Here is a 20,651-nt window from a genome sequence, read left to right as displayed (position 1 = left end):
GAGAGAGTGTTGCTACGTTAAAAAAAAATAAGAGGCTGGACGATGAAGGCCCTTTTTAAAATGGATAATAAAGAGAAGTAACCATAAAAACCTGTACATTTTCCCGCTTGGTTAAGACGGACTCGGCGGGATTTTTTTGCGGTTAATATGACCGTGACGTGTAGAAAGAAAAGGGAGTCATGCGCGCAGGGAAGCGCTTATACATGGCTACGCATGACCAAATAGTGTGTGGTATGAGATGGATGTATGAGGGGATTGTGACGGCAAGAGAAGAACGCAACAAAGCTCAATGCGAATTGGGTAGATAGAGCAACCAATAAAAAGGCCTGAATTGCTCAGGCCTTTTGTGTTTTATCTTGTCATTGTTGCCAGCAACGAGGGGCGGCGACAATTAGTTGTAGGCGCGGGCGAAGCGGCCTGTTGAGCTTGCTTTAAAACGGCCAGTGTTTGCCGGAGTGACGATTGATATACAGGGCAATATCTTCGGTAAGATCACTGGCTAGTTTTTCCGTATATCCATCATCTAGTAATTGTTTGACAACATGATCACTGGATTCAAGGAGAATGATAGGATCATGGTGATATTTCCATTTTGGCATGTATTTTGTCTGTCTTGCGTGTTCTAGATCTGGTCTTGTGTTCAGCGAGCCAGCTGGAGATAGCCGTATGAAGATCTGGATACGTATCCTTTAGGCAGGAGGCTCCCAGATAAAGAGAGCCGCGATAGGTCTCTACGCCAACGCAATAGCGATTATCGTTTTCGTCTGGGTAGAACCAGACGCCGAAATATCCACGATCAACACAACTCTCCGTATTCTCATGAGAGGATGAGCTTGATTCAATTTTTGCTGATATTTTATCAGCCACTTTGGTTTCAATTTTCCTCGTCAATAGGCGGAGTGTTTCGTCATGGAGACTTTTTTAGCCTGCAAGATATCATCAAGTAGAGAGGGGGGCTGGTTGTTAGTTCTTTTGGGATCGATTCTTATAGTTCGCTCATGTAGCGCTCATGTAGCGCTCATTTTGCCCTGTATGGGTAATATTCTGGATTAGTTCTATATATTGGCCGATGTTTTCACGCAAAGCGGGAGAATTAACTGCGTCTTTTTGACAGTTCTTCAACCATACCTGCATCCGCCCGGCATAGCTGAGTAACTGGTAATTCCCTGAATTGATGAATGACTTTGGGATATTTCCCAAGCTCTGTGTCGTTGGTTCCTTTCCATCAAGAGTCAAGTAGATTAGGTGAATATTGTCGTCTGTGACTTGGCGGCTTTTTATCGAACGGTAATAGCGAAAGAGTTGTTCCTCTTGATCTTCGGCGTAAATTTTATTCTCGATAATAATGGCTTGGTTGTGCTGGTTACGGATAAGGATATCGATATTGCCCCATTCTTTCTCAACGGAGCACTCACACTGACAATCAAAGTTATCTATCCCCAGTGTTTTCAGAAAGTGCCGCAAGAAAGTGTTCCCCATGTTATGGCTACCCGCCGGGTTTAGCAGTTCGGCAATAAAGCGGGAGTGGAGCCGGACTTCGTCGCTGTTCCCTCTTAGTACGCTAAATAGGTTGAAACCGGGAAGGCTTTGATATTTGTCACGTAGAAGATAGGGGAGTTGTAGGAAATTGGCTGATACATCAGCTTCGGACACAGAATGAGTCATATGTATTTGTTGTAAATGCATTTAATGGAATTATAACCAGATATCATCACACATTTAAGTGAATCAGATCAAAGATTTAATAATAGAGAGAAGTTAGGAAATTAGGAGGCTGCCGTAAACCTGATAAAAATAAATCTTACCATTGGTATAAAGGTACATGAATTATTGCAATAAAATTTAATGGAATCTATAAATGGGTTTTATATTATGTTAAATTTTGAACTGAATATATTTTGATGTGGTTTTATTGGTGGTGTTTAGATCAATAAAAATAAATTCATATTTTTGAATACTTATGGTTTTTGGATGAAGATCTATAACCTGTTTTTATATGGTACTTTCTTTTCGATATTCATGTTAACTGTATTGATTGGGAGTGTATCCATAAAGAGCCATATATGGTGAAATATATTCTTGGGAAAAAATTTATTTTTATTGAATATTTCTGGTGAGTTATTTTGCTGTGTAACATTTAGTTACATTTATTTACTGTCAGAAAAATGCTTTTAATCATAATGTATGCAACCTGTTTTCTATGTTATGCTTTATAGGTATTTTCAAATGAAAAAATGTTCCCTTTTGCCATTGGTTGCTTTGATTTCCACAAGTGCATTTGCTGACAGTATTGTTTTTGTGAATTATAGTTCAACCCCTGTTTATTCAGCTGTTAAAAATAGAGGTGAATTTGCTCCAGATTCACAGTTAGGATGGATTGTTAACAGTCGTGTTAGTCATGATGCATCTTCTACATTATTGAAAAATTTGGGCATTAAAAAAGGAAGCAGTTACAGCGTAGGGTTTATTGACCAATACGGAGAGGCGAAGGTTTGTGCTGATAATGTCATTTCCGGCAGCAATCGAGTATTTGAATATAAGTATGGCGAGTGTATTGAGCATGTCCAGAAGCCATATCATGCTGTAAATCTCGGTATTTACCATTCTGATACAAGAAGGCCAGAAGGAGAAACGCTAACCCTCTATGTGGAAAACATTGCTACAGGAGAAATAAAAGCCCAGAGTCGAGCGCTTACGCCAAATACTCATGAAACCATAAACTATACATCGAATAATGGATTGTTTAAGTATGAGGATAAGGTTAATTTCTTTTTGGAATCCAACTCTGGTGAAAAATTCCTATGTAATCAGGATGTCTACTACGGTGGCCAGCATACCGTATCCGTGATGTCTGATCGGGAGCCTGGTGATAACTACTGTTACCAAGCTACCGTTATTCATAATTTACCTCGTCCATAATATTATATAAGGCCGTTTAATAAGCGGCCTTCCATACTTAGTATAATTACAATGAGAAATGATGAGTATGGGAGATATCTATTGGTCGTTCTTGTTTATAATAGAAACGGCCCAAGATTTTAATAATCTTGGGCCGTTGTTTAGAATTAAGAGAGTCTTTAAACTACAATCGATTTCGCTTATGCAGCATCGTTGTATAGTAAAAATATCTCTGCGCGGTTACAGCGATCATCGAGTATGCAGATGATGATCGTTGCCACTGCTTTTATTCACAGGATGCAGGGCCAACATTCATCCAAACATCAGCGGAACCCGGCTCGTCACCTTTTGTCCACCATTTGGCCTGCCAGCGTGAACCGTTATGGTTGACCTGATCGGTTCCGTTATATGCGATTCCTGTAGACCATGGTAATTCTACATTGGAGATCAGCTCCCAAGCTTCGTTGCTTGGCGATGGCTCAGAGCCCTGAACCCACCATTTAGCTTTGTAAACGAGACCATTGTGGCTAACGGTTTCTGTTGTGTAGGCAATTGAGGCGTCCCAGGCTGGGTAGTTTGCGGCGTCAGAATCCGATGACTCGCACTGGTTGTCATCACCACCGTTACCACCGTTACCGTTGTCATCAATATTCTTGACATAGACAGCAGTGGTAGTAGACGCTGAGTCCTCACCGTCATTTACGCTCACATGGATATCGAATTTAGTATCCTGTGCCACTTCTGGGGCAGTGAGTGTTACGGTCTTGTCGTAGCCACCGTTAACCAGCACGAACTCCGATGGAATATCCCATGTATACTCAAGCGCATCGCCATCAGCATCATGTGCATCGGCAGTTAATGTGAATTGAGCATTCTCGTTGACATTGGTCATCGGGGAGATGCTAATTGTCGGTGCGTGGTTTAGGATTTCCGCCTTGTTGGTGACAACAACCGTATCCGTTGATGATGCTCCTTCGGGATCTGCGACTGTCAGCATGAAGTTGTATGCCTTATCACTGTCTGTTGCTGGGAGCTCAATGGTCGCTTTGGCAGACAGGTTGTTGCTGATAGTGATGCTATCCCCGCTGGTCTGAGTCCATTTGAAGGTCAGTTTTTCGCCTTCGAAATCAGAAGATAGCGAACCGTCCAAGACGACACTTACCGGGCCGGTAACGGTTTTATCTGCACCGGCTCTTGCTACAGGAGCGCGGTTCGGCTCTGGGGTTGTCGGTGTATCACCATGCCCAAGCCCTTCGTGCATGGCGTTGACAAGATCACCATTGTCGGCATCCATTTCCCAGTGGAAGATCCCGCCCATGCCTTGCTCGGTGACGTAATTAGCTTTTGCCTTCACTGAGCGAGGGTCATCGTAAGTGATCAAGTCACCTGTTGATTTGTTGAACAGGTAAGGTGCTTCCGCAGCCTCATCGTAGCCGTATTCAAATCCCTGCGCCTGCGTATGGTTGTTCACAATATCACGATAATCGACGACACCGTTTTCCCATGTTCCCTTGATCGGGCCAGATGCGGTACCGGTGAACGGGTTGCCATCGGTGTAATTTCGGACACCCGTCCAACCGCGGCCGTATGCAGCGGCACCGACAACCAATTTGCTTGCTGGTACACCCTGCTCTAGCAGAAGCTCTACGCCGCGCGATGTATAGTAGGCGGATTCCGACTCAACCGTGTTCATGCTCGACTTGTGCAGCGCCGTTTGGTGGTTCAATGCGTTGTTGTCCCAAGCACCGTAGAAGTCGTAAGACATCAGGTAGATATTGTCCATGTATTGTGCTGCTTCAGCATAATCTACCACCGCGATCTTATCCCAACCGACACTAATCGCAGAGGTCAGCTCATAGTAGCGGCCATTCTTCTCACCCAGCTCATCAAGCATTGCCCGCAGCTCTTTCATGAGCAATACGTACGTCTTTCCGTCGAGTTCTTTATTGCCCAGGTTCGGGTTGGCAGCCCCGCCGCCAGGGAATTCGTAATCGATGTCGACACCGTCGAAGAACTTCCACGTTTGCAGGTACTCTCGTACGGATTCAACGAAAGTATGGCGCTTTGCGTCATCATGCATGAAGAAGAATGGGTCTGACAATGTCCAGCCGCCGATAGAAGGGAGGATTTTCAGATCGGGATTGGCCTTTTTGGCTGCCATCATCTGGCCGAAGTTGCCCTTGTACGGGGCTGACCAGCCTTCAACGCCTTTTTGTGGTTTCTGAATGGCTGCCCATGGATCGTGTATCGCTACTTTGAAATCCTCACGGCCGGCACAGGCGTTCTGGAGTGCCTGGAATGAACCGTCAATGGTCTTCAGGGAGTCGTTAATACCATCGCCACCACAGATTGGCACGAAGCCATAGATCAGGCGGTTTAGGTTGGCAGTAGGTACTTGATCAATAGGGTAATTTCTTCCGTATACCCCCCACTCAACAAAGTAGCTGCCAACAATCTTGTTCGACTTGTTGTCGTATGGTTTGTTGTTTTCGGTCCAGACTGTTTCTAATGGCTCTAAGTGGCTACCGTCGGTGTCAGCAATTGTGAGCAATTTTGCGTCCGATTGGCTGGTGCCATCTTTGTTTTCCAGTTCGATAACCATGTCATAGCGGCCGCCTTTCTTCATCGTAAAGACCGCACGTTTAGCGGATGCAGCACCTTCCCAGACTACATTGCCGTCAAGTAAGACACGAGCTGTGTCTGCCGCATCGCCAGACCAGACATCCCATGTCACTTCAATGCTGACTTCATCATGTACGGCTTTTACTAGTTTTTCATATGCGACTTGAGATTGATCAATCTCTACCATCGCGTAGGTATAATCTCCCCATCCGATAGTCGGTTTACCAGGGGCAGCCGCCATTGCGGATGCACTGCCCAGTACACTCAGAATTGATAACGATAAAATAGATTGCTTAAGCATAAATATGACTCTTAGTTTTCCATAAGATAATCAAAACAACCTTGTTGGTTTGCAACCCCGCTACCATAGACATAAAAAGTCAGTCGACAGGCCGGAAGCTTTGCGTCTTATTCTTTCGAATAATTTGCCAAATGGATTTTAATAATGAAGGTTAAAAACCAAGTTTATTGACTTGGTTATATTAGCTTACATTCGAAAAATTAAATATTAAATTGGAATTTAAATTAAATTATATCGTGTGGTTTGTTTGTGAGCTGTAGTGGTGTTTTGTGGTTAAAAAATACTCTTTATTTTTCTTTTTTATAAAAATAATCTGATCTTATAAATAATATTGGTGGTTGGTAAATATATAATGTTTTTTTATAAAGTTTTGGGAGGAAATAATTCTGGTAGATGTGTGCTTTAATTGTGGGGGAAAGTTAAATTGTTATTTTTGGATTGATGATCATGTTTTTATTGGTAGTTTGAACTATAAAAAACTTGATTTTTAATTTATTATTATCAGTGAAGTAATAAAGTGAATATAGTGTCTAACAGTATTCATTAAGCGTGGTGAATTCGACTTGAAGCATTGAAAGTTACTGTCATCTTCAAGGTCAAAAAATGGTCAAGTTTGGGCGTTTTGGCACTAGAGTCGAGTAAGCATTAATGGTTAGAGGATCGGTATAGATGGATTTAGCGAACTTGGTACATATTGAAGTTGAGTGTAATGTCAAGTTTTTTTGTTGTATTTAACTTCAACATTAACACAAAACCCGTACGTAACTTAAATGATACATAGATACGGCGAGTGTTGTTGATTTGTGATAGGTGTTGAATTTTATGCTTTATTCGTACCTATAAGTTCATGGTGTTTTTAATATTCAAGTTATCTTCCTATGTTTGGTTTTAAACGAAAAAAAGATGAATTAGCTTTGCTAAAGCAAGAGTTATCAGATCTTAAACAGAAGTACCACGTTGAAGTTGCTGTCTTGGAAAATAAACTTCATGATGCCCAGACACTAATTAGTGTTGAACAGCAAAACGTCACATTTCATCATGAGTTAATGTCCAGTACTCTAAAGGGGGGAAAGATGCTTCGAACTGTGCGCGGAGTCATGGAAGAAAGCGCTAAGTTGATGGAGCAAGAGAATGAAGATTTACAGCAACTTGAAGAAATGTTCAAACAGACACATCAAGCACTTGTTCGTCTTGATGACAGATCGTTAAAAATCAGTACCCAAGTTTTGCAAAATATTGAGTCTGTAAGAGTCTTGGATGATACTGCTAATTCTATATCTTCCCTCGTTTCTTCTATTAAAGAGATATCAGATCAAACGAATTTGTTGGCTCTTAATGCTGCAATTGAGGCTGCACGAGCGGGTGATACCGGGCGGGGATTCGCAGTGGTGGCCGATGAGGTAAGAAATTTGGCCGGGAAAGCCAGTAAAGCTAGCGAAAATATTGATTTACTCGTAACTCAGGTATTGGCACAGGTAAATGAGATTAAAATCTCTATTGATGAAAACCAAGTTAGTGCTGAGGAAGTATCTGCTTCTAGTTCTCAAATCGGTTCTATAGTCAATGAAGTCGTAGACAAATCTGAGTATATGAAACGAGTAATTCATATGACGGCGACTAGAGCATTTCTTGATACAGTAAAACTTGATCATGCAATTTGGAAAAATAATATTTATTGTTTATTGCAAAAAGGCTTGTTTGGCGAAAATGTAAATAGTCATACAGAATGCCGGTTAGGCCAGTGGTACTACCAAGGAAGTGGCCGATTATATTCTCATTTCAGAAGTTATGCATTGCTTGAGGAACCACATAAGGGAGTTCATGATGCTGGTCGGTATGCATTGGCTCAAGCTAATTTAGGTAATATAGCTGAAATGGTAGTAGCTATAAATAAAATGGAGAAATATAGTGAGCAGGTAGTAATCCAAATTGATTGCTTGATGAATGAAATTATAAGTAAATAACAAATATTATTAAAAGCGGAAACTATTCATTTTAGGGTTAATGCATAATTATTGTTGATATCAAACATAGAGTTCATGGCTAAGTGTAAATGATAAGTTTACTATTATATCGAATTTATATGGTTTGTTTACTGCAAAGGTAGAACTGACGTGAATAAAAAAGCAATGAGATTATTATTGGCTATCCCACCAATATTGTTTGTCATCAGTTTTTTAGTTATTGATCATAGACTATATACATTAACATGTTTGTTTGTTGGTTTTATTGTTTCATTTATTTGTCTTGTTGTTTATATTTCCCATATGTGACTTTTATATCATAAGTTTTAAGTGTGGTTTTACATTAATAATGCCAGAAATAGTTAACATTCTGGCATGGGGTGTATTGATAAAGATATAATTTACTTTGAAATAAAGTTTAGTAAGTAATAGAAAAAGAAAAACTTTTACCAATTTTATCTACCATCATCTCACACTCTATTCTTACATCATACTTACTAGCTTCACATTCTCGTAGGATTCGAATAAATTCTGATCTTACGAATTTTTTAGATTCTGCAATTTTTTCATCATTTGTTAAATATTCTTCTGCCATAAAGAAATTACCGGTAAATGTTGTTTCAACATTTTGTGATTTAAACCAGCCTAATTCAGTAATATTGGCAATTTTAGACCTTACTTTATTGGCCTTTTCTCTATCGCATTCATAATCTGTACATGGTTTAACAGAGTAGCTTAATAAGTATTGAACGTATGACATTATATCTCCTGTTAAAACTAAATAGTGTACATCACCAAAAGGTGAACACGTTCCTTGTGTTCAGGGGTGGTTCTTAACTTTTGGGTGATAAAATATAATAATTTCTATAAGTTTCCTTGGTGTTCAACGTAGTTAGGATTCAATACCTAGCTACGTTGAATTTTAAGTGCTGCCAAGCTACGGTCACTATAAATGGACGAGTGTGAAGTGTTCGTGATTTTTTTCTGTTTTTTCTCGATTTTTCATATTGCAGAAAGGTTGATAAAAAAATCTTATCGTATCCATAATGTACTTTGCTTTCTGGCTTTTTAATATCGTTACTGTTCTTGATATCTGAGTATCTTAGTTTGTATCTGGATGACTTCAATCTGAAGATAATCAAAAGAATAGAATGGTTTTATAAAACTTCTTACAAATAAAAAGGTGATCCCGATTCATTCTTGCTAATAAAGTTCTTGTTTGTAATTCCTTCTAGTTCCTTTCGATAATGTCTAATGGTTAGAATTACCATGTTTTCATGATAGATAAAGTCTATTGTGATGATTAATAATATATTGAAAACAAAAATAAATATAATATACATAGAGATGTGAGAGTTATGTTCTTCAAGAAGAAAAAAGAAAAACATGAATTGTTATCTAATGGTGGTGTATACGATGCTATCGTTGATAATACTATAAGTATAGAGTTTGATAAGCATGGTTATATTGTTACTGCTAGTGATAGGTTTTTAACAATAACTGGCTATGATTTGAATGAAATCACGGGTAAGCATCATAGTGTGCTATATGACCCAAATGATACTAGGACTAATGCATATAAGGAGTTTTGGCTCGCATTAGGCTTGGGTGAATCTCTTGATGGTTCATTTACATGTATATGCAAAGATGGTAGCCATGTTATTTTTCTAGCCAACTATATCCCCATAAAAGATCATGATGGACATATTGATAAAATATTGAAAATTGCAAGCGATGTTACTAGTTTGCATAAAGATGATGCTAAAAATAAAAGTATTATTGATGCGCTCAACAAATCAATGGCAGTAATAGAGTTTTCTGTTGATGGCATAGTTATTGGTGCTAATGAAAATTTCCTGAATGTTTTAAAATATCAAGAAAGAGACATTATTGGCCATCATCATAAAATGTTCTGCTATGATGACTTTTATAATGAAAACCCTGATTTTTGGGAGGATTTGAGAAGAGGAGTGTATAAAAGCGGCCAGTTTCTTCGAAAAGATGCTTTCGGAGAAAATGTTTGGATTGAAGCGACTTATAATCCTATATTAAATGAATGTGGGGATATAGTTAGTGTAATTAAATTTGCTTCAGATGTTACCAAGCAAGTAGAGCGTAATTTGGCTGTTTCACAAACATCAGAAATTGCCTACAGTACATCAGTTGAAACGTCTCAAATTGCACTTGACGGTTCTAAATTACTGCAAGAATCGGTTGAAATATCACATGTTATTAGTGATAAAATTTCCGCCGCAGTGGATAAAATGGCAGAGCTAAATGAAAAGTCATATAACATATCTCAAACCGTTTTGACGATTAAAGGTATTGCAGATCAGACAAACCTGCTGGCACTGAATGCAGCAATCGAAGCCGCGAGGGCGGGTGAGCAAGGGCGAGGATTCGCTGTGGTTGCTGATGAAGTTAGAAAACTGGCATCAAGAACAGCAGAATCAACAGCAGAAATTACCCATATATTTGATGAAAACCAAGAATTAACGACGGAGATTACTCACTTCATGCATGAGGTTGCAACCGTATCGGAAGTTGGAAGTACAAAAATGTCTGAAGTATCTACTGTTATGAACGAAATATATAAAGGGGCTGAGAACGTTTCAAAAACAGTTATGAGTCTGAATAGTTAATGTAATGTTCCTCCTTCAAAATGTAGATAGTGGTCAAGAAAAACATAGTGGGTAAGCGTCGCATCCTGTTATCAGATTATAAATCGTCCATTGGTTGACTGTTGCCGATGACGGAATGAATTACCGTCCTTATGGTGCAATGCTAATCTTCTATTGCGCGGATAGAGCAACCAATAAAAAGGCCTGAATTGCTCAGGCCTTTTGTGTTTTATCTTGTCATTATTGCCAGCAACGAGGGGCGGCGACAATTAGTTGTAGGCGCGGGCGAAGCGGCCTGTTGAACTTGCTTCAAAACGGCCGGTGTTTGCCGGAATGAAGATAGACTCGCCCTTTTCCACGGTGAGCGTGTCACCACTTTGGTGAGAGACGGTCAGCGGCGCATCAATGGCCAGCAGGATTTCCGCGCTGTGGGTGGTTAGCACAAATGCCTGCTCGCCTTGGTAGACGCTGAACTTGAAGTCTGGCACTGGGATCGGGTAGTGCTCGGCACCTTGTTCGCGCGTAGGCGCCAGCAGCAGGGTTTCGGCAGGCATTGGCACGCAGCGGGTGCAGGCTACCAGCTCCGGAACGTCCATATATTTCGGCGTGAGGCCCGCGCGCAGAACGTTGTCGGAGTTGGCCATGATTTCAAGGCCGGTGCCTTTAATGTAGGCGTGCGGGGTGCAGGCGTTGAGGAACATCGCCTCGCCCGGCTGCAGGGTCAGGGTATTTAGCATCAGCGGGCCGAACAGGCCGATATCGCCCGGGTACTGGCTTGCCAGCTCAAGGATAAGGGCGAAGAGCTCATCGTCCTGATGGTTTTCGGCATGCACCAGCAGCTTGGCAACCGCGCTGTCTTTGGTGTCGCCTGTCAGTGACAGCATGGCTTCGAAGAAACGCTCCAGACCTTGTTCGTTCTGGTTGCCCTCCAGCGCGGCAACCAACTCGGCTAGCTCGCTGATAGACAGGGCATTGAAGAGGCTGACAATCTCAGTATAAGGGCGGAAACCGTTCATCGCCTGATAAGGCGTCAGGGCATATACCAGCTCGGGCTTGTGGTTGGGATCTTTGTAGTTGCGGTTGCCTGCGGTACGTGCAACGCCTAGTTCTTCTTCTTTGGCAAAGCCTGCCTCGGCCTGCACCTTGCTTGGGTGCACCTGAATAGACAGTGCTTTCTCTGCGGCAAGGACTTTGAACAGGTATGGCAGTTCGCCGAACTGCTCGGCAGTTTGTGGGCCGATAAGGGCTGCCATGTCATTGCTGATAAAATCAGAGAGCAGGGTCGGCGTGGCATTGACCTCGATGGTAGAGCAGCCGTTCGGGTGCGCACCCATCCAGATCTCCGCCTGTGGCTTTTGCTCTGGGTTGGCAAAGCCGAAAAGCTCGGTAATAGAGGTGGTGCTACCCCATGCGTAGTCCTGAATGATGTTGTGCATGCGGAAAAAACGCGGGGAAGAAGTTGCGGTTGTCATGGCGTTCCTTAGTGTAATACCGATTTCGTTAATGCCCGTCACTTCGGTGCGGTGATGGAGACTAAGGAAGTGGGTATCGTATGGGTATTTATATCACTCAACGCATCTTATCAAAGTTGGCCTGAAATTTTTAACGATTCGCGGGAAGAGCGGGTAAAAAAGCTCCCTCGACGGGAGGGAGCTTGGCGGGCATATCACTCGGTATGCCCATAGACCTGCCGGCTCCGTGGACACCGGCAGAGGGGGATTTATGCTATTGCTTCTTGCTGTGCTTTGGCCTGACGCATTTTCTTCAGAGAGACTGCAACCAGCGCGGTAACAACAGCACCCGCAGCCATACAGGCAAGGGCTAGTACCGGCTTGTTCATGGCACCTAGCAGGGCAACAACCGGGCCGCCGTGGGCAACGCTGTTGGTGATGCCGAATGAGAACGCCATTACCGCAGCAACCATTGAGCCAAGTACGTTGGCTGGAATCACAGACATTGGATCTTGCGCGGCGAATGGAATCGCACCTTCAGAGATACCCACCAAGCCCATTGCGCCCGATGCTTTACCTGCTTCGATTTCAGACTGTTCAAAGATGTTGAACTTGCGACCGATAACCGTCGCCAGAGCCATACCCAGAGGGGCAACAGGGATAGCACATGCCATCGCCCCCATGAACTGTGTTTGACCGCTTGCAATCATGCCGACAGAGAACAGGAAGGCGACCTTGTTGAATGGACCACCCATATCGAAGCCAGCCATGCCACCCAGTACAATACCCAGTAGGATCACGTTACCCGAGCTCATGTTGGTCAGCATAGCGGTTAGGCCGTCCATCAGGCTGGCGATTGGCGCACCGATAACGAAGATGAACATACCCGCGATGAACAGAGAGCCGGTGATAGGTGCAATCATGATAGGCACCAGCGGCTGGATGAACTTGTGGTAGTTGATGTTCACGATGAACTTAACGAAGTAACCTACCAGCAGGCCTGCGACAATCGCACCGATGAAACCGGTACCCGCTTCGGCGCCGTAGAAAGAACCGTTGTTGGCAATCCAGCCACCAATCAGGCCCGGAGCCAGTGCAGGGCGGTCAGCAATCGCATAGGCAATGTAACCGGCCAGAATTGGGATCATCAGGGTAAAGGCAACCACACCCACGTTCAGCACTTGGTTCCACATGCTGCCGTCAGGGATTTGCATACCGCCAGCGGATGGTTCGCCACCGATTGCCAGTGCCAATGCAATGAGCAAACCGCCGGTTACCACGAACGGGATCATATGCGATACGCCGTTCATCAGGTAGCGGTACAGATCAGAACGAGCCTGCGAGGCTTTGCTTGTGGTTTCTGCCGGTTTTTCGTCGCCGGATACCTGGTAGGCGGGCGCTTCCAGTGCTTGGCCAATTAGACCTTTGGCATCTTTGATCGGGGCTTTTACGCCTGTTTTGATCAGGCGCTTGCCGGCAAAGCGAGCCATGTCTACCTGCTTGTCGCAGCTTACAATGATGGCTTCGGCGCGGGCGATCTCCTCGGCTGTCGGGCTGTTTTTCACCCCGATGGAACCGTTGGTTTCGACTTTGATTTCATAGCCCAGTTCGGCTGCCCCTTTCTCTAGTGCCTCAGCGGCAAGGTAGGTGTGGGCAACACCGGCAGGACAGCCGGTCACACCGATCAGCAGGCCTTTGTTGGCAACGGGGGTATCGGCGGTTTCGGTTTTTTGCAGTAGCAGGCCAAGTGCTTCTGATTCGCTCTCCGCTTTGAGGAAGGCATCGATGAAGCCGTCTTCGATCAGCTTGGACGAAAGTTCTGCCAGTACTTCGATATGGTGGTTGGCTCCGCCGTCTGGCGAGGCAATCATGAAAAAGAGTTTGGATGGCAGGCCGTCTTCGGCTCCGTATTCAATGCCGCTACGGCTCACACCGATGGCAACGGCCGGTTCGGCAACGGCGGCGCTCTTGGCGTGGGGAAGGGCGACGCCGTCCTCAAAACCGGTATTGCCCAGCTCTTCGCGGGCGTGGATGTCGGCCAGGAATTGTTGTTTGTCGCTGACACGTCCCTGCTGGTGCAGCAGCTCGATCATTTCGACAAAGACCTCTTCTTTGCTGGTTGCCTTCAGGTTCAGGCAAATTAGCTTCTCATTAATCAAATTGGTGATCATGAGCGTTCCCCCTTATGAGAATTATTATTCGGCTTGTTGTGCCGTTGGGGATATTTTCAGCGATATTGCAGGTTCGTTTATAGTGTACCAGAGGGGCAATTACTGGATATTTGTAACCTAGGTAGCATAGTGTGATCTAATTCTCATATGACATATTGATGGTTTTGTTATCTGCTAACAATATTAATTTATTATAAATCAGTTATTTAGTTGGTTTGTTTGGATGCTGCTTACAGTGTGTTTTTATTTGGTGTCATAATAAAAACTAGAGTTAAGTAACAACAAATAGCTAGGTGTAAGGGGATATTTTGGTGATCGGGTTCACGCAAATTCGCCCTGCAACAGTATAAAACTGGCTGAGGTTCTGGTGGCGGGTAATAATGCCTGCCTTGTTATTGCCATGAATGATTGTGATGGGCCAAGTATTCCAACACCTGCTTGAGAACCTGCTTTGCGAGCGGGAGCATTTCAACCAAATTTGGTTTGGCGGCGATCTCCATACCCCGCCCCAGTTTAGTTACCAGGTCAACTTCCCCCGGCTTGAGATGGTGATCCACGGTGAGTACATCAATATGCTTGAAGATCCCGATCACGGGATCACCGAAGTCAGTATTATGGCGGGCGACGCACTGTACATTCCGCCTAATAGTTGGAACAAGCCGATGTGGGATACTGACTGCTCGGTACTGAGCCTGTTGTTCGGCCGTCGCCAATTGGGGTTTAGTCTGGTGAGTAAGGCCAAGGAGCAGTCGGGGTTCTACGATGTGCAGAAATACAGTATCCAGACCCGTACAGGCTATGCGATAGACCATATTCTGGCTGCCCTCAATGCCTTGGCAAAAGAGCCGCACAAGAAACCTATGGACGAGTACCTGCTGCAGGCCCTGCTTAGCTACAGCCAGCAGATGTTACTCTCACCGGCCAGAGGCAGCAAAAAACGCAGCGAGGATCTCTATCAGGGGATCTGTATCTATATTCAGGAGAATTTCCATCGGCCTATCGGCAGGGATTCTATCGCCAAGCGGTTCAATATTACCCCCAACCACCTCTCTCGCCTCTTTCGGCAACAAGGGCATATGCGCATGGCTGATTACATCACCTGGGTGCGTATCGAGCGGGCCAAGTTCATGCTCAAGAAATACACCTTCCGCCTGAGCGAGGTTGCTACCCGATGCGGTTTTCAGGATGTGAACTATTTCTACCGGGTGTTCAAGCAGAAAACGGGGATGACCCCCTCAGACTACCGGGCCAGTTCGTAGCCGCTACGGGGCGCGCCGGTCAAAGGGGGCGGCAAGGGCATGGACGATGATCGCCTCGAGTACATCCGGGTGGGTGTTGTCGCCGAGCGCTTGGCAATATTTGGTCACAAGCAGCTGTTGTGAGAAAGACGAAAAAGCCTCGAGATGCGGTCGCTGTGGCGGTGCGGGTAGCACCAGCCCGACGATGCGGTGGACCGGTCCGCGTTGTGATCCCCAGTCCAATGGGGTATCGAGGGCCGTGACACTGATATGGGGCTGGCTGACAAGCGGGCTAAGCACATGGGGCAGGGCGATGCCGTTGCCCATCGCCGTCGAGGAGACCGACTCGCGGGCCGTGAGCTGTTCGAATAGCTGGCGGGTTGCGGTGGCGATGTCGTCAGGATGGGGAGGTGCGTCTTGCTGCTCTTTTTCAGCGATGATGACAAGGCGGCTAATGGCCTGCAGCTGGGCGTTCTTGTCTGTGCATGGTGCGAGGTGGTGGAGGCTGAACGGGAACGGCAGCGGTGTTGTGGGCGTTGGCCGGTGTGGCTGCTGGCGGTAGCTGCTGTTGATCAGGCGGCAGTGTTCGGCAATAAAATTGGTCAGGGTCATGCACGCCAGCTCGGCGTCTGTCCCTTCGATCAGCAGTTGGCAAAGATCGCCCGGCCGCGAGCCAAGGCTCATCATCTGCATCGGTTGTTCGGCATTGGCAATATTGAGCCGCGAGATATTGCGCATTACCACCACGGCTTTGAAATAGTGGGCAAGCGTTTTCAGCCGGTTGAGCATCCAGGCGGGAATACCTTCCTCGCCAAGGAAGAAGGTAATGCGGCGTTCTATGTTCATGGCCTTAGGCACACAGGGCCTTGCAGCGGTTCAGTACGCTTATTGGATCGGTCAGAACTTCTTCGATCGTGACACAATGGATTTTGCTGCCGGTGAATCGTGCCCTGTGCTCTATTTCGATATCCGATGCGATGAGAACGATATCGGCCTTGCCGATATCTTGAATGCTCAGCTGGTTCTCGATCCCCATCGCGCCTTGGGTCTCAACCATGATTTGGATCCCGAGCTGCTGGGCCGTTTTTTTAAGCTCTACCGCAGCCATGTAGGTATGGGCAATGCCTGTCGGGCAGGCTGTAACAGCAACAATCTTCATTTTCTTTCCTGAATAGTCATCATCCCAACGCGACTGCGCGGGAGCGAATGCCGTAGATGTAGCACGGAATGTACATCCGCACATTGAGTTGCGTTAAGAATGTGGCATTTTTCCCCGGGGTGTTAATCAGCCCCGATGATCACGTCATCTTTGATCAGTTTTTTGCACAGGCTCAGCAGCAATCGCTGCTCGTCGGCCGAGAGCGGGGCGTAGTAATCGGCAACAATCGCTTGCAGGCGCTGGTGGGCTTGGGTTTTGGTTTCCTGCCCCTGTTCGGTGAGGGCGAGATAGCGTGCTTTCTTGTTTGTCTCGCTCTTTCTGGCCACGACCAGTCCGCGTTTGATGCAGTTGTCGACCAGCCGCTTGGTGACCGAGCGTTCTCGGTGCAGCGCTTCGGCCAGCGCCTGTTGCGGGATCTCGCCCCGGTGCGCCAGTACCCGCAGTGCGCCGAGCATTTCGAGGGTGATGTCCCATTCGGCGGCCAGTACCTGGTTGGCGAGGGTTCTAAATTGCTTGTAGGCCAGTCCCATCATGAAAGACATATTGTTTTCGAGTTCCGGAATGTCGTTGATGGTTATGCTCATCGTGCTTGTCTCGTATTGTCGGATCGACGGGTTAATTGGTGCAGGGTGAACAATATACCCAATGTTACCGTCAGTTCCCATGCCCGCAGGTAAGTACTTTCCAAGCCGAGGGTTTGGTTACCCATGTAAAGCTGGATCGGGAGCAGTGTTGCCAGCAGTGCGTCGGCATGGAGATCTCGCGCAGGCCCGTCGGCATGGGTCATCCAGTTGGTGATCAGGAATATAAGCGTGCCGAGCCCCAGCGCATAGTAGCTGAGGATGGATTGGTGGCCCGCCATCAGCAGCGTGAAGATGACGGCAATGGCACACCCGCCAACTTGGGTTATGAATCGGCGCTCGACGACTTCTAGGAATTTGTCTCTGCCGGGTTGGGTCGCGGCGGCGACAACCGGGACCATGCAGAAGGTAGCCGAGACAATATCAACAATCATCAGGCATGCCAGTCCGCCGCCGATCAGGCCCAGTGAGACCAGCCGCTGCTGGAAACTGACCGGCTTGGGTGAAAAAGCAGGTGGTTTGCCGCCTTTGGCTTGCGGCAGGATGAGCAGCATCGCCTTGGCCACGCAGGCGGTGATTAGCATGGAAAGGCCAATTTCATGGATCCGCATCGGCATATCCATGCTGGTGTGCTGCGAGAAGACAATGATCAGGATCCAGTTGAAGGTCGGCATCAGCATCGCCCCCGCTTTGGCCGGGGTATCGGCCCGGCGGCGCAGGGTATCGAAGAACAGCAGGCTGAGCGTCCAGATCACAAACGGATGGTTGGCAAAGATTTCACAGATCAGCAATGCCAGCGAGGCTGCGGCGAACGTCGGAAGGAAGGTTCGCAGCATGCCAGCCCAAGAGTAGTCCTTCCCTTTGGTCATCAGGATGGTCGGGTATAGGGCAAGGTAGACCGGGGAGTCAAGGTGCAGCAGCTTGCCAGCCAGCATGCAGATCGTGATGGTCAGGGTGATGCGCAGTGCATCTTGGCGTTGTGGGGTCATGATTCGCATCACCTCGTTAAAGCGTTATCAGTCAGAAAAGGGCGATCAGTAGATATAGCGGAACCAAGAGACCAGTGATATCCAGCAATAACCGATGCCGTCGATCAGGCTGTTGCCATTTTCGACCATGACGCTGGCTCGGGAGCCAGCGATTAATGCTGGGTTGGCCTCATCAACCGTAATTCGGGTTCGGATTTTCTGCTGCTCGCGGATCCAGCGGCTATCGTTGCCAACCGTAGAAAGCTGGTTGGCCGGATTGTTTGCGTCGAACACCGCGCGGTCCTGATTGGCAATGGTGCCTTGGTAGACCTTGCCCGGCAGGGCATCGAAGCTGATCCAAACAGGCGTACCGGCCTGCAGATGGGCAACGCCTTTTTCATTGAAGTCGGCACTTAGCCATGTGTTGGTTTCGTTCACGACAAACATTACCACGGAGCCTTGGTTGACATAGGTGCCGGCCTGTAACTGGAGGTTGCTGACGGTGCCATCAGTTTTGGCGACGACGTGGGATCGGGCCAAATCAAGTTTGGCACTGGCCAGCTTGGCCTCGGCCAGCTCAATTGCCGCATTTTTGTTGCCGGTAGCCAGTTCGGCATTGAGGCGGGCGATGTCGGCCTTGGCGGCTTTTACGGCACTGGTTGCAACGTCAGCGGCTGTTTTTGCATCGTCGAAAGCCTGAACGGTGATCAACCCCTTGGCTTGCAGTGCTTGCTGGCGGAGCAGCTGATTGTGGGCATTGTTGGCTTCGACCATCCGTTGGGCGAGTGCCTGCTCGGCCGCATGAAGCTGTTGCCATTTGGCCGAATGTGACTGCTCGGCCTGATGCAGCTCTGCCTCGGCCTGTTTGACGGCCAGCGCATAGCGGTGGTTATCCAAGGTAAACAAGGTATCACCGGCATGGACAAACTCGCCGTTGCTGACATCTACCGTAGCGACAACCCCCGACACTTCCGGGGCGATATTGGCAACGGTTTTGTGCATGGTGGCCTGGGTGGTAAATGGCGACAGGTTATCGGCGCTGATCAAAAAGGCGGAAAAGCCGAGCGTGATAGCGAGCACGGCATAAAGCGTATATTGGTAAATTTTCTCAGTCATTTATTGTTACCCATACAACAATAATATCAATGAAGCGCAGTATAACTATTTTTGTTGTATTGGCAACAAAAATAGTTGTTCACTCAAGGAATGCAAATTTTTTTGGGAGCGGGGATGAGCGGTAAGATGATAGTGGTGCATCGATGGAACGTTGACGCACGGTGCTGCTGGGTGCTTATTCGCATGGTGGCGCCAAGTGGATCATGGCCAGACCGCCAAGGGAGGTTTCGCGGTATTTCTTGTTCATGTCCTTGCCGGTCTGGTACATGGTCTCGATGACCTTGTCGAGAGAGATACGCGATTTGCTATTGCGTTTCAGGGCCATGCGCGAAGCATTAATGGCCTTTATCGCCCCCATGGCGTTGCGCTCTATGCAGGGGATTTGAACCAGCCCGGCGATGGGATCGCAGGTCATGCCCAGCGAGTGTTCCATGGCGATTTCGGCTGCCATGCAGATTTGCTCGTTGCTGCCGCCGCGGATCGCCGTCAGGCCTGCTGCTGCCATTGATGACGATACGCCGATTTCTCCCTGACAGCCGACTTCGGCACCAGAGATGGACGCGTTCATTTTATAGAGCATGCCGATAGCGGCCGAAACAGCAAGGAAGTCTTTGAGCGGCTTGCTATCCAGTTCGCACACAAATCTATGGTAGTACATCAATACGGCCGGGATCACGCCTGCCGCGCCGTTGGTCGGCGAGGTGACCACCTGCCCGCCGGCGGCATTTTCCTCGCTGACGGCAAAGGCAAACAAGTTGACCCAGTCAAGAACCGCCATCGGATCGTTATCAAGAGCCCTGTTTGATTCCAGTGCCTTTAGCAAGGCGGGGGCGCGGCGAACCACATGGAGCCCTCCTTCCAGTATTCCTTCGGTGGCAAAACCGCGCTGCATGCATTGGGACATGACTGACCAGATCAGGTCGGTTTTGCGGTCGATCTCGTGTTGGCTGCGAAAGGCCAGCTCGTTGCGCAGGATCAAGGTGCCAAGGCTGATCCCCTCGCGCTCAGAGGTGGCGAGGATCTCATCGGCGGAATGGAAGGGGTAGGGAACCTCAATACTCTGGCTGGGCTTGCCGTGCTGTAGCTCGTCGGCTGTGGCGATAAATCCGCCGCCGATGGAGTAATAGGTGTCGGCGAGCACGGGCTTGCCGTCTTTGTCGAAGGCGGTGAGGATCATACCGTTTTCGTGCAGGGGCAGGTTGGTGTTGTGAAATAGCATATCCTTGTCGGCATTAAAGCCGATGGTTTTCTTTCCGGCAAGGTGCAGGGTGTTACTGGCAGAACCTTTGGCCAAGGCTTGGTTCGCAATCGTAATGTCGATGGTATCGGGTTGGTTGTTCATCAGGCCGAGCAGGGTGGCCCTGTCGGTGTGGTGGCCTTTGCCCGTGAGTGATAGCGAGCCGTACAGGTCAACCTTTACTCGCTCAATCCGAGGTAGCTCGGGGAGTATTTTCTGGCAGAACGCATAACCGGCAAGCATCGGCCCGTTGGTATGCGAGCTGGAAGGGCCGACACCCACTTTGTAAATATCAAAAATCGACAGCATAGCCAGCTCCTGACG

16 protein-coding genes and 1 riboswitch are annotated in these 20,651 nt (G+C 47.1%); of the genes, 4 read left to right on the top strand and 12 right to left on the bottom strand.

Features of this window, described 5'->3' with window-relative positions; translation table 11 throughout:
• Nucleotides 1-431: 431 nt before the first annotated feature.
• Together ABT56_RS23810 and ABT56_RS00615 are read right to left on the bottom strand one after the other, a co-directional pair.
• Complete coding sequence (locus tag ABT56_RS23810) at nucleotides 432-599, bottom strand: hypothetical protein (protein ID WP_157037751.1); 168 nt, start codon at nucleotides 597-599, stop codon at nucleotides 432-434.
• A 397-nt stretch (nucleotides 600-996) separates the two neighbouring features.
• Nucleotides 997-1,665, bottom strand: coding sequence for a PDDEXK-like family protein (locus ABT56_RS00615; protein ID WP_053062335.1), 669 nt, complete (start codon nucleotides 1,663-1,665; stop codon nucleotides 997-999).
• A gap of 561 nt (nucleotides 1,666-2,226) precedes the next feature.
• Here ABT56_RS00615 and ABT56_RS00610 point away from each other — a divergent pair.
• The gene (locus ABT56_RS00610) at nucleotides 2,227-2,919 is read left to right on the top strand and encodes a hypothetical protein (protein ID WP_047876907.1); all 693 of its coding nucleotides are present in this window, start codon (nucleotides 2,227-2,229) and stop codon (nucleotides 2,917-2,919) included.
• Between the two features lie 265 nt (nucleotides 2,920-3,184).
• On the opposite strand, the gene ABT56_RS00605 is transcribed toward ABT56_RS00610, so the two are convergent.
• Entirely contained in the window at nucleotides 3,185-5,821 is a 2,637-nt protein-coding gene (locus tag ABT56_RS00605) for a glycosyl hydrolase family 18 protein (protein WP_157037750.1), read from the bottom strand.
• A gap of 47 nt (nucleotides 5,822-5,868) precedes the next feature.
• Nucleotides 5,869-5,960, bottom strand: a riboswitch (cyclic di-GMP riboswitch).
• A gap of 739 nt (nucleotides 5,961-6,699) precedes the next feature.
• On the opposite strand from ABT56_RS00605, the gene ABT56_RS00600 reads away from it, so the two are divergent.
• Complete coding sequence (locus tag ABT56_RS00600; RefSeq protein WP_047876905.1) at nucleotides 6,700-7,785, top strand: methyl-accepting chemotaxis protein; 1,086 nt, start codon at nucleotides 6,700-6,702, stop codon at nucleotides 7,783-7,785.
• Between the two features lie 418 nt (nucleotides 7,786-8,203).
• On the opposite strand, the gene ABT56_RS00595 is transcribed toward ABT56_RS00600, so the two are convergent.
• Complete coding sequence (locus ABT56_RS00595) at nucleotides 8,204-8,545, bottom strand: hypothetical protein (protein WP_047876904.1); 342 nt, start codon at nucleotides 8,543-8,545, stop codon at nucleotides 8,204-8,206.
• 598 nt (nucleotides 8,546-9,143) lie between these two features.
• On the opposite strand from ABT56_RS00595, the gene ABT56_RS00590 reads away from it, so the two are divergent.
• Entirely contained in the window at nucleotides 9,144-10,427 is a 1,284-nt protein-coding gene (locus tag ABT56_RS00590; RefSeq protein ID WP_047876903.1) for a methyl-accepting chemotaxis protein, read from the top strand.
• Nucleotides 10,428-10,675: 248 nt separating this feature from the next.
• Here ABT56_RS00590 and manA read toward each other — a convergent pair whose 3' ends face one another.
• Nucleotides 10,676-11,878, bottom strand: coding sequence for a mannose-6-phosphate isomerase, class I (gene manA / locus ABT56_RS00585; RefSeq protein ID WP_047876902.1), 1,203 nt, complete (start codon nucleotides 11,876-11,878; stop codon nucleotides 10,676-10,678).
• A gap of 248 nt (nucleotides 11,879-12,126) precedes the next feature.
• The gene (locus ABT56_RS00580) at nucleotides 12,127-14,028 is read right to left on the bottom strand and encodes a PTS fructose transporter subunit IIABC (protein WP_047876901.1); all 1,902 of its coding nucleotides are present in this window, start codon (nucleotides 14,026-14,028) and stop codon (nucleotides 12,127-12,129) included.
• A gap of 413 nt (nucleotides 14,029-14,441) precedes the next feature.
• Here ABT56_RS00580 and ABT56_RS00575 point away from each other — a divergent pair, with 413 nt between their 5' ends.
• A complete protein-coding gene (locus ABT56_RS00575; RefSeq protein WP_047876900.1) occupies nucleotides 14,442-15,287 on the top strand; it encodes an AraC family transcriptional regulator in 846 nt (281 codons plus the stop codon).
• Between the two features lie 3 nt (nucleotides 15,288-15,290).
• Here the strand turns inward: ABT56_RS00575 and ABT56_RS00570 are convergent, their stop codons facing one another.
• The 6 genes from ABT56_RS00570 to ABT56_RS00545 all read right to left on the bottom strand — a co-directional run bounded on the left by ABT56_RS00570 (nucleotide 15,291) and on the right by ABT56_RS00545 (nucleotide 20,636).
• Complete coding sequence (locus ABT56_RS00570) at nucleotides 15,291-16,112, bottom strand: PTS sugar transporter subunit IIA (RefSeq protein WP_047876899.1); 822 nt, start codon at nucleotides 16,110-16,112, stop codon at nucleotides 15,291-15,293.
• A gap of 4 nt (nucleotides 16,113-16,116) precedes the next feature.
• Nucleotides 16,117-16,425, bottom strand: coding sequence for a PTS fructose transporter subunit IIB (locus ABT56_RS00565; protein WP_047876898.1), 309 nt, complete (start codon nucleotides 16,423-16,425; stop codon nucleotides 16,117-16,119).
• Nucleotides 16,426-16,547: 122 nt separating this feature from the next.
• Nucleotides 16,548-17,009, bottom strand: coding sequence for a MarR family winged helix-turn-helix transcriptional regulator (locus ABT56_RS00560; protein WP_047876897.1), 462 nt, complete (start codon nucleotides 17,007-17,009; stop codon nucleotides 16,548-16,550).
• Nucleotides 17,006-17,995 carry a DUF2955 domain-containing protein gene (locus ABT56_RS00555; protein WP_240478227.1) on the bottom strand — a complete coding sequence of 330 codons (990 nt, stop codon included), beginning with the start codon at nucleotides 17,993-17,995 and terminating at the stop codon, nucleotides 17,006-17,008. The genes ABT56_RS00560 and ABT56_RS00555 overlap by 4 nt, the downstream gene beginning before the upstream one ends.
• Before the next feature lie 45 nt (nucleotides 17,996-18,040).
• Nucleotides 18,041-19,090 (bottom strand): HlyD family secretion protein, encoded by a 1,050-nt coding sequence (locus ABT56_RS00550; protein WP_047876895.1) that lies wholly within the window; start codon nucleotides 19,088-19,090, stop codon nucleotides 18,041-18,043.
• A gap of 175 nt (nucleotides 19,091-19,265) precedes the next feature.
• Complete coding sequence (locus ABT56_RS00545) at nucleotides 19,266-20,636, bottom strand: L-serine ammonia-lyase (protein WP_047876894.1); 1,371 nt, start codon at nucleotides 20,634-20,636, stop codon at nucleotides 19,266-19,268.
• Between the last annotated feature and the right edge of the window lie 15 nt (nucleotides 20,637-20,651).

The organism is Photobacterium aquae (assembly GCF_001029445.1).
Taxonomy (GTDB): domain Bacteria; phylum Pseudomonadota; class Gammaproteobacteria; order Enterobacterales; family Vibrionaceae; genus Photobacterium; species Photobacterium aquae.
The sequence above is the reverse complement of the archived record's forward strand: the minus strand, read 5'-3'. Positions and strand labels throughout refer to the sequence as shown.

What these genes read in the sequence shown, in the direction of transcription:
- ABT56_RS23810 (WP_157037751.1), bottom strand. Translation starts at nt 599, where the DNA reads ATGCCAAAATGGAAATATCACCATGATCCTATCATTCTCCTTGAATCC.
- ABT56_RS00615 (WP_053062335.1), bottom strand. Translation starts at nt 1,665, where the DNA reads ATGACTCATTCTGTGTCCGAAGCTGATGTATCAGCCAATTTCCTACAA.
- ABT56_RS00610 (WP_047876907.1), top strand. Translation starts at nt 2,227, where the DNA reads ATGAAAAAATGTTCCCTTTTGCCATTGGTTGCTTTGATTTCCACAAGT.
- ABT56_RS00605 (WP_157037750.1), bottom strand. Translation starts at nt 5,821, where the DNA reads ATGCTTAAGCAATCTATTTTATCGTTATCAATTCTGAGTGTACTGGGC.
- ABT56_RS00600 (WP_047876905.1), top strand. Translation starts at nt 6,700, where the DNA reads ATGTTTGGTTTTAAACGAAAAAAAGATGAATTAGCTTTGCTAAAGCAA.
- ABT56_RS00595 (WP_047876904.1), bottom strand. Translation starts at nt 8,545, where the DNA reads ATGTCATACGTTCAATACTTATTAAGCTACTCTGTTAAACCATGTACA.
- ABT56_RS00590 (WP_047876903.1), top strand. Translation starts at nt 9,144, where the DNA reads ATGTTCTTCAAGAAGAAAAAAGAAAAACATGAATTGTTATCTAATGGT.
- manA (WP_047876902.1), bottom strand. Translation starts at nt 11,878, where the DNA reads ATGACAACCGCAACTTCTTCCCCGCGTTTTTTCCGCATGCACAACATC.
- ABT56_RS00580 (WP_047876901.1), bottom strand. Translation starts at nt 14,028, where the DNA reads ATGATCACCAATTTGATTAATGAGAAGCTAATTTGCCTGAACCTGAAG.
- ABT56_RS00575 (WP_047876900.1), top strand. Translation starts at nt 14,442, where the DNA reads ATGGGCCAAGTATTCCAACACCTGCTTGAGAACCTGCTTTGCGAGCGG.
- ABT56_RS00570 (WP_047876899.1), bottom strand. Translation starts at nt 16,112, where the DNA reads ATGAACATAGAACGCCGCATTACCTTCTTCCTTGGCGAGGAAGGTATT.
- ABT56_RS00565 (WP_047876898.1), bottom strand. Translation starts at nt 16,425, where the DNA reads ATGAAGATTGTTGCTGTTACAGCCTGCCCGACAGGCATTGCCCATACC.
- ABT56_RS00560 (WP_047876897.1), bottom strand. Translation starts at nt 17,009, where the DNA reads ATGAGCATAACCATCAACGACATTCCGGAACTCGAAAACAATATGTCT.
- ABT56_RS00555 (WP_240478227.1), bottom strand. Translation starts at nt 17,995, where the DNA reads ATGACCCCACAACGCCAAGATGCACTGCGCATCACCCTGACCATCACG.
- ABT56_RS00550 (WP_047876895.1), bottom strand. Translation starts at nt 19,090, where the DNA reads ATGACTGAGAAAATTTACCAATATACGCTTTATGCCGTGCTCGCTATC.
- ABT56_RS00545 (WP_047876894.1), bottom strand. Translation starts at nt 20,636, where the DNA reads ATGCTGTCGATTTTTGATATTTACAAAGTGGGTGTCGGCCCTTCCAGC.